Source organism: Actinomadura scrupuli, assembly GCF_050971785.1.
GTDB lineage: Bacteria > Actinomycetota > Actinomycetes > Streptosporangiales > Streptosporangiaceae > Actinomadura_E > Actinomadura_E scrupuli.
Genome location: NZ_JBPCCU010000001.1, coordinates 921,291 through 933,834 on the forward strand (window position 1 = coordinate 921,291; position 12,544 = coordinate 933,834).

12 protein-coding genes and 1 pseudogene are annotated in these 12,544 nt (G+C 70.7%); 7 read left to right on the top strand and 6 right to left on the bottom strand.

The window, feature by feature from the left end; genetic code table 11:
• Window positions 1–55 precede the first annotated feature (55 nt).
• On the bottom strand, window positions 56–1,153 hold the full coding sequence (locus ACRYCC_RS04260) for an acetate/propionate family kinase (RefSeq protein WP_433808886.1): 1,098 nt from the start codon (window positions 1,151–1,153) through the stop codon (window positions 56–58).
• A 255-nt stretch (window positions 1,154–1,408) separates the two neighbouring features.
• Between ACRYCC_RS04260 and ACRYCC_RS04265 the strand changes: the two genes are divergently transcribed.
• Complete coding sequence (locus tag ACRYCC_RS04265; protein ID WP_433808888.1) at window positions 1,409–1,606, top strand: hypothetical protein; 198 nt, start codon at window positions 1,409–1,411, stop codon at window positions 1,604–1,606.
• 50 nt (window positions 1,607–1,656) lie between these two features.
• Here the strand turns inward: ACRYCC_RS04265 and ACRYCC_RS04270 are convergent, their stop codons facing one another.
• The 4 genes from ACRYCC_RS04270 to ACRYCC_RS04285 all read right to left on the bottom strand — a co-directional run bounded on the left by ACRYCC_RS04270 (window position 1,657) and on the right by ACRYCC_RS04285 (window position 5,333).
• Window positions 1,657–3,021: a sensor histidine kinase gene (locus ACRYCC_RS04270; RefSeq protein ID WP_433808890.1), complete on the bottom strand. Its 1,365-nt coding sequence runs from the start codon at window positions 3,019–3,021 to the stop codon at window positions 1,657–1,659.
• 273 nt (window positions 3,022–3,294) lie between these two features.
• Entirely contained in the window at window positions 3,295–3,636 is a 342-nt protein-coding gene (locus ACRYCC_RS04275) for a hypothetical protein (protein WP_433808892.1), read from the bottom strand.
• A 153-nt stretch (window positions 3,637–3,789) separates the two neighbouring features.
• Entirely contained in the window at window positions 3,790–4,152 is a 363-nt protein-coding gene (locus tag ACRYCC_RS04280; RefSeq protein WP_433808894.1) for a DUF488 domain-containing protein, read from the bottom strand.
• Window positions 4,153–4,757: 605 nt separating this feature from the next.
• Window positions 4,758–5,333: a dihydrofolate reductase family protein gene (locus tag ACRYCC_RS04285; RefSeq protein ID WP_433808896.1), complete on the bottom strand. Its 576-nt coding sequence runs from the start codon at window positions 5,331–5,333 to the stop codon at window positions 4,758–4,760.
• Between the two features lie 144 nt (window positions 5,334–5,477).
• On the opposite strand from ACRYCC_RS04285, the pseudogene ACRYCC_RS04290 reads away from it, so the two are divergent.
• Together ACRYCC_RS04290 and ACRYCC_RS04295 are read left to right on the top strand one after the other, a co-directional pair.
• Window positions 5,478–6,221, top strand: a pseudogene (locus tag ACRYCC_RS04290) (SDR family NAD(P)-dependent oxidoreductase).
• A 146-nt stretch (window positions 6,222–6,367) separates the two neighbouring features.
• Window positions 6,368–7,828, top strand: coding sequence for a DUF1996 domain-containing protein (locus ACRYCC_RS04295; protein ID WP_433808898.1), 1,461 nt, complete (start codon window positions 6,368–6,370; stop codon window positions 7,826–7,828).
• Window positions 7,829–7,912: 84 nt separating this feature from the next.
• On the opposite strand, the gene ACRYCC_RS04300 is transcribed toward ACRYCC_RS04295, so the two are convergent.
• Window positions 7,913–8,908 carry an aldo/keto reductase gene (locus tag ACRYCC_RS04300; RefSeq protein ID WP_433808899.1) on the bottom strand — a complete coding sequence of 332 codons (996 nt, stop codon included), beginning with the start codon at window positions 8,906–8,908 and terminating at the stop codon, window positions 7,913–7,915.
• A 176-nt stretch (window positions 8,909–9,084) separates the two neighbouring features.
• Between ACRYCC_RS04300 and ACRYCC_RS04305 the strand changes: the two genes are divergently transcribed.
• The 4 genes from ACRYCC_RS04305 to ACRYCC_RS04320 all read left to right on the top strand — a co-directional run bounded on the left by ACRYCC_RS04305 (window position 9,085) and on the right by ACRYCC_RS04320 (window position 12,538).
• Complete coding sequence (locus tag ACRYCC_RS04305; RefSeq protein ID WP_433808900.1) at window positions 9,085–9,912, top strand: helix-turn-helix transcriptional regulator; 828 nt, start codon at window positions 9,085–9,087, stop codon at window positions 9,910–9,912.
• A gap of 17 nt (window positions 9,913–9,929) precedes the next feature.
• On the top strand, window positions 9,930–10,874 hold the full coding sequence (locus ACRYCC_RS04310) for an MBL fold metallo-hydrolase (RefSeq protein WP_433808902.1): 945 nt from the start codon (window positions 9,930–9,932) through the stop codon (window positions 10,872–10,874).
• A 99-nt stretch (window positions 10,875–10,973) separates the two neighbouring features.
• Entirely contained in the window at window positions 10,974–11,603 is a 630-nt protein-coding gene (locus ACRYCC_RS04315) for a TetR/AcrR family transcriptional regulator (protein ID WP_433808904.1), read from the top strand.
• Window positions 11,603–12,538 (top strand): diiron oxygenase, encoded by a 936-nt coding sequence (locus tag ACRYCC_RS04320; RefSeq protein WP_433808906.1) that lies wholly within the window; start codon window positions 11,603–11,605, stop codon window positions 12,536–12,538. Before ACRYCC_RS04315 ends, ACRYCC_RS04320 begins: the two co-directional genes overlap by 1 nt.
• The last annotated feature ends 6 nt before the right edge of the window (window positions 12,539–12,544 follow it).

Consider the following 12,544-nt stretch of genomic DNA (forward strand, 5'->3'; position numbering starts at 1 on the left):
GAGATCTGCCCCGGGCCGGGCGTTTCGCCCGCGGCCCGCGACCCTGCGGGCCTGGTCAGCCCCGCAGGGCCGAGCGCACCTCGATGACGATCTGCTGGATCTCTCCGGTCGGGACGACGAGCACGGCGACAGCGGCGCCCGGGGCGCTCACGATGGTGTCCTCGGACAGGACGCCGGCCGATCCCAGCCCGCCACGGATGCCGAGCACCCCGAGGCCGGCGCAGATCTCCTCCCGGACCTCCGGCTGGTCCTCGCCGATCTCACCGGTGAAGACGAGCGCGTCGACGCGGTCGAGCGAGGCGGCCATGGCCGCGATCGCGCTCCGTGCCCGGTGGGTGAAGACCGCCAGCGCGAGCGCGGCGGCGGCGTCGCCCGCCGCCCGGCTCCTCACCAGCTCGCGGGTGTCGCCCGAGGTCCCGGAGAGCCCGGTGAGGCCGGACCGCCGGTTCAGCACCTCGGTCATCTCCGTGGCGCTCAGGCCGTGCTCGGTGGCCAGCCACAGCAGCAGCCCGGGGTCGACGGTGCCGCTGCGGCGGCTCATCACCAGCCCCTCCAGCGGGGTGAACCCCATGGTCGTGTCCACGCTGCGCCCCTCCCGCACGGCGGTCGCCGAGCAACCGCCGCCGAGGTGGGTGAGCACGACCTGGAGCCGGTCCGCGGGACGGCCCAGCAGCTCCGCGGTCCGGGCCAGCGTCCACGCGTACGACAGCCCATGGAAGCCGTAGCGGCGGATGCCGTACCGCTCCCGCCACTCGGCGGGCAGGGCGTAGACGGAGGCGGCCTCCGGGAGCCCGGTGTGAAAGGCCGTGTCGAAGCAGGCGATGTGCGGCACGTCCGCCAGCACGCTGCGGGCCTCGTCGAGCGCGGCCAGGGCGGGCGGCACGTGCAGCGGCGCGAGCTGGGCGACCTGGTCCAGCCGGGCGCGGACCTCGTCGTCCACCAGTGTCGGTGCGCTCAGGCCGGGGCCGCCGTGCACGATCCGATGGCCGACCGCGTCGATCCCGAGGTCGCCCGCGGCCAGCTCACGCAGCGCCCGCACGGTGTCCTGCGCGCCGGGGTCCTCGAGATCCCGCCCGGCGCGCACCGCGCCGTCATCGGCCACGACCCTCAGGTGCAGGCTCGCGGAGCCGGCATCGACGACCAGCACGTTCATCCGGCTCTCCTTCCCGGCTTCCGGGCCGGGCTCACCGCCCGCCGGATCAACGGGTGCGCCGGGCTGGGCGTGCAAATCTTGTCCGTTCTAGTCCGAGTATTGCCCGATATGTTGGGTAGACACCGCGATGACTTGGACGGGCTTGTTTCCCCCGGCCTCCGAAAACGGATGCCGACTGTGAGGAATGAGCCTTATCGAGTTGCTCGTCTCTGGCGAGCTGTATGTCCGAGATGAAGAAAGTGCGGGTGTATTGATATGCGCATCGGATCGGTAATCCTCATACTGTGGCTGGTCATTGGCGCCATCGCCGCGGGCCAGCGGCACTACTACAGCGGATCTGTGGACAACTGCGCCAAGGCGAGCACCATCCTCGTGACCATTGTCGCGGGTCCCCTCAACTACGTCGGCCTCAACCCCAAGATCAAGTGCAGCACTCCGCAGCCCAGCAAGTGACGGCGGTTCCGTGGCGCCCTGGCCGGACTGACTCCCGGTCCACGCCCATCTCAGCGTGCCTGCGCCTGTGATGAGTCGTGGACCGGGATTCTCAGGACGAAGCGGGCGCCCTGGTCGGAGTCCTCGATGGTCAGGGTGCCACCGTGCTGTTCCGCGATCTCCCTGGCGATCGGCAGGCCGAGCCCGGTGCCGCCGGCGTCCTTGCTGCGTGCGGTGTCGAGGCGGGTGAAGCGTTCGAAGACTCTTTCCCACTGGTCGGGTGGGATGCCGGAGCCGTCGTCGCACACTTCGAGTACGGCCTCGCCGGCGTCCCCGCGGACCCGGACCGTCACCGCGGAGACGGCGTGGCGTTCGGCGTTGTCGAGGAGGTTGGTGAGCAGCCGGATCAGCTGGAGCCGGTCGCCGTTGATCATCACTCCGGGCTGGAGGCCGGCGGTGACCGGGATGCGGTCGGTGCGGACCGCGAGTTCGGTGCCGACCAGTTCGCCGAGGTCGATGGGCTCCCTGGCGCACTTGGTGCCCGACTCGAGGCGGGCGAGGGCGAGCAGGTCGGTGACGATCGCTTCGAGCCGGTCGAGGCTGACGGCGAGGGCCTCGGCGGTCTTGGTCCAGTCGGTCTCGTCCGGGTGGAGCTGGGCCTCCTCCACCTGCAGGCGCATGGCCGTGATCGGGCTGCGCAGGTCGTGCGAGGCGTCGGAGGCGAAGCGCCGTTGCCGTTCGACCGCGGTCTCCAGCCGGTCGAGGGTCTGGTTGACGGTCACTGCCAGCCCGCGCATCTCGTCGTCGTGCACCGACACGGGCACCCGGCGGCCGAGATCGCTCGCGGTGATCTCGGTGAGTTCGCCCACGACGTCCTCGACGGGGGCCAGGGCGTTGCGCACGGCACGGTAGGTGCCGAACGCGGTGGCGATGATCAGCAACACCGATCCGGCCACGAGCGTGGTCAGCAGTGAGCCGTTGACGTACCAGGGGACCACGGGGTCGGCGCCGTAGACGATCCACTCACCTCTGGCGATGGAGATCCGGACGGCCACGATGATCATGCAACGGTGGGGGAAGCCGGGTACCGAGCAGCTCACCCGGTCGGCTCGTGTCCCTTCGGCGGGTGGGACGAAGTAGGCGATCCGCGGTTTGCCGAGCGCCGCCTCGTTGGCCGCCACGATCCGCCCCCGCGCGTTCACGACCTGGACGACCGAGACGGACCGGTCATTGATCACACGCGGAAGCTCGTTGCGCGCGATGAGCCGGACCACGCGCAGATCCGCCAGCAGGACCTCGTCGGCCCTGTCCCGCATGCTGTGCTCGCGCAGTCCCATCAGGACGATCCCGCAGAAGGCAAGGCTCAACAACCCGATCACCGCACTGGACAGCAGTGTCATCCGCGTCCGCACGGACCAGTCGTACCGCAGCCTCACCGTGCCCCTCCGTCCACCAGACGATCACCCTAGAGGCGCATCGTTCGAGGTCAAGGCAGTGAACAGGCAAGGAGGGACAAACTGTGGACCGAGTCGCGGAAACGCCGGGACGGATCGGTTCATCCGGGTGAACGGCGTTGCGTTTCCGGCCCGCCACCGGCGAGTGGGCACCGCGTCAGTGGAGGGGTCCGCGGAGCGCGCGATGCGCGACATCATCGACGAGGCCACCCAGACGATCAACGAGAGCGGCCGCTGACCGGACCGGAGAGCGCGTCAGGCGATCCAGCCGTTGGCGCGCGCCCGCTGCAGCTCCTGCTGTGCCTCACGGGTGTCGAGCATCTCCAGGCCCCTGACCGCCCAGAGCTGCAGCGACTCGTCAACGCTTTCGAGCTGGCCCGCCAGCACGGTCAGGGCACGCGGTGACCGGGCTTCGGCGAGGAGTTCGAGAAGCAGGCAGCGCAGGCCCTGGTCGTCCTGCTCCCGCTCGAACTCCGCGATCAGCTCGCCGACGAAGGAGTCGGCGTGTTCGCGCAGGAAGTCGAACCCGTCTTCGCTGACCTGAGGATCGCGACTGCGCATCGACTCCAGCGCCCGGGCGAAGCGCTGATTCGACATCAGGCATTCCTTCCTGTGGATCCGGCTCGTCCCCTCGCCGGGGACCGAACAACATCATGGCCTGAGTCCGGGACCGTCCGGTCCATGAGGCCGCGCCGGGCACCCGGCCACGGCGGCGGAACGACCCGGAGACGAGGCGCCAGCCCATGGGGCTCACCGGTCTTCGTTCAGCAGGTGTGCCAGCACGGCCGCCTGGCTGTGCTCGAGATCCTTCGTGGCGGTGAGCAGTGTGACCGGTCCCTGCTCGGCGAGCTCGCGCAGGCGTCGCAGTGCCGTCCCACGCTCGGGCTCGGCCAGCTCGGCTCCGTAGCGGCGCCGGAACTCCTCGAACCTCTCAGCCTGGTGCCCGTACCACTGGCGCAGCTCCGTCGAGGGGGCGACGTCCTTCTCCCACCGGTCCACGTGCGCGGACTCCTTGGACATGCCGCGCGGCCACACCCGGTCCACCAGCACCCGCGTCCCGTCCTCCGGCGAGGACGGTTCGTAGATCCGCTGGAATCTCACCTCACGTGCCATCTGATCCCCCCACCCGCCGTTCTCCCCGGCCGTGGTCCGGTCGAATCGGGGTGTTGCGATCAGCGGTCCAGGGCTCCGAACCTGATGGTGTCCAGGAGTACGGCCGGCTCGTCCTGGGTGAGCGCAGGCGGTGCAGTGCCCGATGTCGGGGCGGAAGTGCCGGCCGTCTTCAGCGGCGTAGCAGGGTGAGCAGGTGAGCAGGGTGAGCAGGCCACGGCAAAGTACGCCAGGGATGCCCTCGTATCCGACTCGGGGAGGGGGAGACGTTCTCGTTTTGCTTTGCCCTGACCACCCCCGCGCGGCCTGGCGACCAGCGGCTTGCCGTTCTGCTTTTGCTTTGCCCTGACCACCCCCGCGCGGCCTGGCGACCAGCGGCTTGCCGTTCTGCTTTTGCTTTGCCCTGACCACCCCCGCGCGGCCTGCTGACCAGCGGCTTGCCGGTCAGTGGTCTGCCGATGCGCTCTGCCGGTCGGCGATGCAAGGCCGCGTATCGGTGGTCAGGGCAAAGCAATTCGCGGACAGCACTGCCCCGGCCGCTCTAGAAACGTCCCGGCGGGTGGCGGGACGGTGCCGCCGTGATGAGCCGCGCGGTCGCGGGCGCCGCGCTACTTCACCACGCGGAACCGCAGGTGCGTGACGTACGGCGACTCGGTCACCCTGGTGCGTTCCAGCTCGATGTGCTCGGTGCCCAGATGCTCGAAGAGCCGGCGGCCGGTGCCCAGCATCACCGGTGCGAGCTGGAGGTGGATCTCGTCGAGCAGCCCGGCCCGCAGGAACTGCTGGGCGACGTCGGCGCCCATGAGGTTGATCTTCTGCTCGCCCGCCGCCGCCCGGGCCCGCTTCAGCGCGTCGTCGACGCCCCCGGTGACGAAGGTGAAGGTGCCGCTCTTCATGACCAGCTCGTCGCGGACCTCGTGGGTGAGCACGAAGCACGGCACCGGAAACGGGGTGTCCTCCCACACTCCCACGCCCACGTCGAACGTCCGCCTGCCCAGCACGACCGCGCCCGTGGTGGCGAGCAGCTCGCGCGTCACCCCGGCGTCGGCCTCGTTGTCCGAGCCGTTGAACACCCACTCGTGCAGCCGGAGACCGCCCTCGCCCATGGGGTGCTCGGCGCTGATGCCCGGCCCGGCCATGAAACCGTCCAGCGACATGGTGACGTGCAGGATTACCTGGGTCATGCGATGTCCTCTCCGAACCGGCGTGTCACAACGGCAGCCGCCGTGGTGGTGCCGCTGTGCCGACACGGTAGGCAGGCCCAGGGACAGATTCAGGCGTCCGATTGCCGCCAGACAGGGGCCGCCCGGTCGGCCAAGCTTCGGATCATGAACAGAGACCTTGATGGAAAAGTAGCGCTGGTGACGGGTGGCAGCCGGGGCATCGGAGCGGCCGTCGCCCTGCGACTGGCAGAGGACGGCGCCGACGTGGTGCTGACCTATCAGCAGAACACCGGCCGGGCCGCCGCCGTGGTCGATCAGATCAAGGCCGCCGGCCGGCGGGCGCTGGCCGTACCGGCGGACAACGCCGACCCCGACGCGGTGATCGCCGCGGTGGACCGGGCCGTCACCGAGTTCGGGCGGCTGGACATCCTGGTCAACAACGCCGCGGTCTACCTGGTGGGACCTCTGGAGTAGCTCGGTCAGGAGGAGTTCGACCGCACCGTCGCCGTCAACGTGCGCGCGCCATTCATCGCGGCCAAGGCCGCGGTCCGGCACATGCCCGACGGCGGCCGGATCATCAACATCGGCAGCAACATGGCCGAGCGCGCGGTGTTCCCCGGCTTCGCCCTGTACGCGATGAGCAAGACCGCTCTCATCGGGCTGACCAAGGGCCTCGGACGTGAGCTGGGCCCGCGCGGGATCACCGTCAACCTGATCAATCCGGGGCCGACCGACACCGACGCCAACCCGGCGGACGGCCCGCACGCCGGCACCATCAGGGGCTTCACCGCGCTTGGCCGCTACGGCGCCCCGGCCGACATCGCGGCGGCGGTCTCGTACCTCTCCGCGGACGACGGCCGGTACGTCACCGGGGCGACGATCAACGTCGACGGCGGCTTCACCATCTGAGGCCGTCAGCCACGTGCCCGCGATGGCGGGCGGAGCCGGATCTGCCGGCGAGCTGAACCCCACCCGGTGCCCGCTGCGTACCTAGTGCCAGTCACCGTGGCTGCTGTCACTGGCGACTCACCTGAAACACCGGAGGGAGTGTGGCTATGCAACGCACCAGGGGCAAACCACGACCAAGGCAGGTGTCGGGCGCCATCGCCCTGGCCGCGGGAATCGGGCTGGTCCTGGCCGGTCTGCCGGCGTACGGACAGCCGACGGCGGCGGGCGCGTCCGGCCGTGTCGCGGCCCAGACGGTCAACTGCCCGTCGGTGGCGGATCAGCTCCCGGCGGTTCCGGCGTCCGCGCAGGCGGAGGTCGACCGGAACCTCGCGCTGCTCGACCAGCAGATCTCCGAGGCGAACCGGCGGCTGGCGAGCTCGGCGGGTGAGGGTGGCGCCGGCTTCGTCCAGAACGCGATCCTCGGCCCGCTGAAGGACAAGCGGACCGCCACCATCAACCGCATCGCCACGGCCATCGGGCGTACGGCGCAGCGGCCCGCCGGTCTCGACGCGCTCGCGACGTGCACGCTCGCCGGTGCGGCCGACCCCGGTGCCGGCGCGGACCCGTCCGCCGACCCCAGCGCGGACCCGAGCGCCGATCCCAGTGCGGGCGTGACGGCCACGGCCAGTCCCGGTGCGACCGGGGCTCCCGGTGGCGGGCAGGCGCTGCTGGGGCCGACCTCCGTGGACTTCGTCGACATCAACCAGGTGCCGCCGGTCGCCGCGCAGCCACCCGCCGGAGCGGCCGGTTCGAGGGGCTCGTTCGTGTCGCGCTGTGGCACCAACGGGAACAAGCATCAGAACCCCGACAACTTCATCGTCGCGCCCGGGGTCAGCAACGGCGCCCACCACACGCACGACTACGTGGGCAATCTCTCGACGGACGGGTTCTCCACCGACGAGAGTCTGGCGGCCGCCGGCACCACCTGCCGCAGCGGTGACAAGTCGACCTACTACTGGCCCGTGGTGCGTTCGCGCAGTGCGGCCGACGCCGCGCAGGCCGACCAGAGCGCGACCGATCTCAACATCGGCGCCATCCAGCGACCGGCCACCGCGACCCTGCAGTTCCGGGGCAACGCGACGAGCAAGGTGACGGCGATGCCGAGGTTCCTGCGGATCATCACCGGGGACGCCAAGGCCGGCACCAACGGAGGGCTCAACGCCAAGGCGGCCTGGAGCTGCACGGGCTTCACCAACAGGGTGACCACCAACAAGTACCCCCTGTGCCCCGCCGGCAGCAGCGTGATGCGGATCCTGGACTTCCCCAGCTGCTGGGACGGGACGAACATCGACAGTGCCAACCACCGTACGCACATCGTGTTCCCCGAAGCGGCCAGCGGTGCGTGCCCGACCGGTACCAAGGCGGTGCCGCAGCTGCACATGACCCTGACCTACCGCAACCTGCAGAGGAGCCAGGCGCAGATCGACCAGGGTCAGCTCTTCGCGGTCGACTCCTTCCCGGAGCAGTTGCACAACCCGGTCACCGATCACGCCGACTTCGAGAACGTCATGCCGGCCGGTCTGATGAACCGGGCTGTGAGCTGCATCAACCGTGGCCAGAGGTGCTGACGGTCACCTCACTGGCAGACGGTCTCAGGGACCGCGGCGGCGGCATCAAGCTCGGAGGCGGATGCCGCCGCCGCATGACCGGCCCTACTTCTCGCTGTCCAGCATGGCCATCTGGACGTCGGCGTACCGGTTGCCCGCGGCGGCCCCGGCGGGTACGGCCCGCTCGATGGCCGCGAGCTCCGTGGCGGTCAGGTCGAGGTCGGCGGCCGCGAGCGCCGAGGTCATCTGGTGGACGCGCCGGCAACCGACCAGCGGCACGACGTCCTCGCCCCTTGACAGGACCCAGGCGATCGCGGCCTGGGACACCTCGATGCCCTTGTCCTCGGCCACCTCGCTCAGCGCGTCGACGACCCGGAGGTTGGCCTGGAGGTTGTCGCCCTGGAACCGCGGGACGTGGTTGCGGAAGTCGTCCGGGGAGAGCGCGGTCCGGCTGCTCCAGTGGCCCGACAGCAGTCCCCGTGACAGCACGCCGTAGGCGGTGATGCCGATGCCGAGCTCGCGGACCGTCGGCAGGATCCGGTCCTCGATGCCACGGGACAGCAGTGAGTACTCGATCTGCACGTCGGAGATGGGGTGCACCGCGGCGGCGCGGCGGATGGTGTCGGCGCCGACCTCCGACAGCCCGATGTGGCGGACGTGACCGGCCTGGACCATCTCGGCGATGGCCCCGACCGTCTCCTCCACCGGGACGGCCGGGTCGAGCCGGGCGGGCCGGTAGATGTCGACGTGGTCGGTGCCGAGCCGCCGCAGCGTGTAGGCCAGGAAGTTGCGTACCGCCGCCGGGCGGCCGTCCATGGGACCCCAGCCACCTCCCGGGTCGCGCATCCCCCCGAACTTCACTGACAGCACGACCTCGTCGCGATCCCGTCCGCGCAGCGCCCGGCGGATGAGCATCTCGTTGTCCCCGGAGCCGTAGAAGTCGCCGGTGTCCAGGAGCGTGACGCCGGCGTCCAGCGCGGTGTGGATCGTGGCGATGCCCTCGGCCTCGTCCGCGGGCCCGTAAAGATCGGACATGCCCATGGTGCCCAGGCCGACGGCGGAGACGGTGGGGCCGGTGGTGCCAAGGGTGCGGTAGTGCATCAATGCTCCAGAATGTGGTGTACGGGATCTGAGCCGGGGACGAGATCCTCCAGGCCGTCGCGTCCACCCGGGGACGCCTGAAACCAGTATCAGCAGCCCTCCGAAGCAATTTGAAGAGCTCAGCCAGGGACCGTCGTTCCCTGGATAAGGGCCAGGTCAGGGTCCATGCTGGAGATATGAACCGCGCTGAACTCGGGGACTTCCTGCGCCGTCGCCGGGAGTCGCTGACTCCGGGATATATGAGTCTGCCCGCGGGCACCCGGCGCCGTACGCCGGGGTTGCGCCGCGAGGAGGTCGCCCAGCTCGCCGGGATGTCGGCCGACTACTACGGGCGGCTGGAGCAGGCCCGCGGCCCGCAGCCCTCCAAGCAGGTGCTCGCCTCGCTGGCCCGGGCGTTGCGGCTGACCCGCGACGAGCGCGACCACATCTTCTACCTGGCCGGGCACACCCCGCCGCCGAGCCATACGGACGGGGGGCATGTGCGCCCGGGCCTGCTCTACCTGCTGGACCGGTTGACCGACACGCCCGCCCAGGTCATGACCGACCTCGGGGAGGTGCTGGCGCAGAACGCCATGGCCGTCGCTCTGGTGGGCGACCAGACCGGCTACAGGGGGCTGAGCCGCAGCGTCATCTACCGGTGGTTCACCGACGAGGCCGCCCGGGCGCTCTACCCGGAGGCCGATCACCCCCACCACACCCAGGTACAGGTCGCGGACCTGCGCGCCGCCGTAGCCAGGCGCCCCGGCGATCCCGAGGCCGCCGCCCTGGTCACGGCGCTCCTGAAGGAGAGCCGGGAGTTCCGCGAGGTGTGGGAACAGCACGAGGTCGCGGTACGCCGCCACGACCGCAAGAAGATCGTCCACCCCACCCTGGGGATCATCGAGGTCGACTGCGAGATCCTGCTCAGCGAGGAGCGGAGCCAGATGCTGCTCGTCTTCAGGGCACCTCCCGGTAGCCCGGCGGTCGAGCAACTGGAATTCCTGGCTGTCATCGGAGTGCAGTAAGGGCACAGGGGGACGACATGCCTGCGCCGCCGGACTCGGACACGATCGAACTGGGCGACGTCAGCGTCACCCGCGTCGTGGAATGGGCCGGGCCGATCGGAACGGCCCGCGAGATCATCCCGGCCGGCCGGCCGGAGATCTGGCGCGACAACCGCTCCCTGCTGGTGCCGGACTTCTGGCGCCCCGACGACGACGCCTGCCTCTGCCACGTCCAGTCGTGGGTGCTCCGCGGCGGGGGCAGGACGATCGTGATCGATACCGGCGTGGGCAACGACCGGTACCGTCCGCAGGTCCCGCGGTTCACCAACCTCCACACGCCGTTCCTCGACGATCTGGCGCGAGCGGGGGTCCGGCCCGCCGACGTGGACCTGGTGGTGAACACCCACATCCACTACGACCACGTCGGGTGGAACACCACGCGGGCCGGGGACCGATGGGTGCCGACCTTCCCGAACGCCACCTACCTGATCCCGCACGCGGACTACGACCACTTCCACCCCGCCAACGCGGGCAGGCGCCCGGCGCCCGTCACCGACGCCGACCGGCTGCGCAGGGAGGGCGGCCACCTCGTGTTCGACGACAGCATCGCGCCGATCGTCGAGCGGGGGCAGGCCCTACTGTGGCGGGACTCGTACCGGATCGACGGTGACCTGACGCTGGAACCGGCGCCCGGGCACACCCCCGGCTCGGCCGTGCTGTGGCTCCGGTCCGGCGACGACCGGGCCGTCTTCGTCGGCGACCTGGTGCACAGCCCGGTGCAGATCCTCGAACCGCATGACAACAGCCGCTTCTGCGAGGATCCCGTGACGGCCCGCGCCTCCCGGCGGCGGGTGCTCGGCCAGGCCGCCGACACCGGTGCCCTGGTCGTCCCCGCGCACTTCGGCGGGCACGGTGCCACCGCGGTCCGGCGGGACGGCGACGGATTCGCGATCACCGGCTGGGCGCCCTTCCGTACCGGCTGACCCGGCGACCGCGGTCTCCCGGCCACCGTCCGCGTCCCCGCCCACGGCAGGGTGCTGAGGGGCTGGACCATTAAAAGACGACCTGGTATTTTTTTAGCCATGGGCAGGATCGCGGGTGTGACCGCCGAAGCGGTACAGGAACGGCTGCTGGCGGCCGCGGCCGAGGTGTTCGTCGAGCGTGGCTACGAGGGCGCCCGGACCAGCGAGATCGCCCGGCGGGCGGGGCTGTCCACCGGTGCCATCTACTCCCGCTACCAGACCAAGGCCGAGCTGCTCGGCCACGCGATCGCCGCACACGTCCCCAGTGAGCTGGACGACCTGTTCTCGGCCGGCTCCTCCGACACCGCGATCTCGGTGTTCGGCGACTTGGCGCGCAGGCTCCCCTCCCGGACCGGGGAGCACGGGGTGATGCTGCTCGAGGCGTTCACCGCCGCCCGGCGCGATCCTCAGGTGGCAAAAATGATCACAGCCGGGGTCCGGCACCGCGTGGCCGCGCTGGAGGCCGCGGTGGGGCAGGCGCAGCACGAGGGACTGGCCCGGGACGACCTGCGGGCCGCCGAGCTCGCGCACTTCTGCATGACCGTCGTGCTCGGCTCGCTGATCATGAACACGCTGGACCTGCCCCGCCCCGGCCAGGGCGAGTGGGGCGCCGTGATCGACCATCTCATCGGCTCCGTGCGCACCGACCCCGAGAGCCGGACCGTCCCCCCCGAGGAAGAGGTGCCGTGATGGCCACCAGGGAAGACCTCCGCGCGAGCCGCGAGCTGCGCACCGAACGCGTCGACCGGCTGAACACCGCCTCCGTGCGCCGGGTCATCGAGCCCGACGCCGAGGTCCTCGGCGAGTTCACCGCGCCGCAGATCATCCCCGACGACCTGCTGTCGGTCGCCGGTCTGGGCCTCGAGCTGACCGACGCGCAGAAGAGCAGGCTCGCCCGCGAGGAGCTCGCCTCGATGATGCGGATCGGCATCACCTTCGAGGCCGTGCTCATGGCCGGGTTCGCCTTCCGCCTCGCGGTCTCGCCCGATGTGACCGATCCGCGGTTCACCTACGCGCTGCACGAGATCGGCGAGGAGACCCGGCACTCGCGGCTGTTCGCGCGGGTGGTGGCCCAGCTGGCGCCGCGACAGCGCAATCCGATCGACAGCCGGCTGTCCCGCCGGATCCGTGGCCGGATGATGCCGCTGGTCATGCGCCGTCCCGCCACCCTGGACGCCCTGGTGCTCGGCGGCGAGGAGGTCCCCGACCTGCTGCAGAAGCTGGTGTCCGAGCATCCGGACGCCGATGACTACCTGCGGCGGATCAGCCTCTACCACCGGCAGGAGGAGGCCCGGCACCTCGCCTACGCGCGCACCACCGTGGCCGAGCACTACCGTGCGGCCGGCTGGACCGACCGGTTCGCCCTCCGGTGGATCGTGCCGGGGGCGATCGCCTTCATGTTCGACATGATGGTGCACCCCTGGGTCTACCCGACCATCGGGCTGCCCGCCTGGAAGACCTGGCTCGCCGCCCGCCGCAGTGCCGAGCGGGTCGAGCTGCGCCACCAGGCCTGCCGGTCGGTCCTCAAGGCGCTGCTGGACAGTGGGGTCTTCCGCCCCGGCCGCGTCCCGTACTCCTGGCGCCGGCACTGCGCCGTCGACCGCCACGGCGTCCCGGTGGGCTGACGGCGA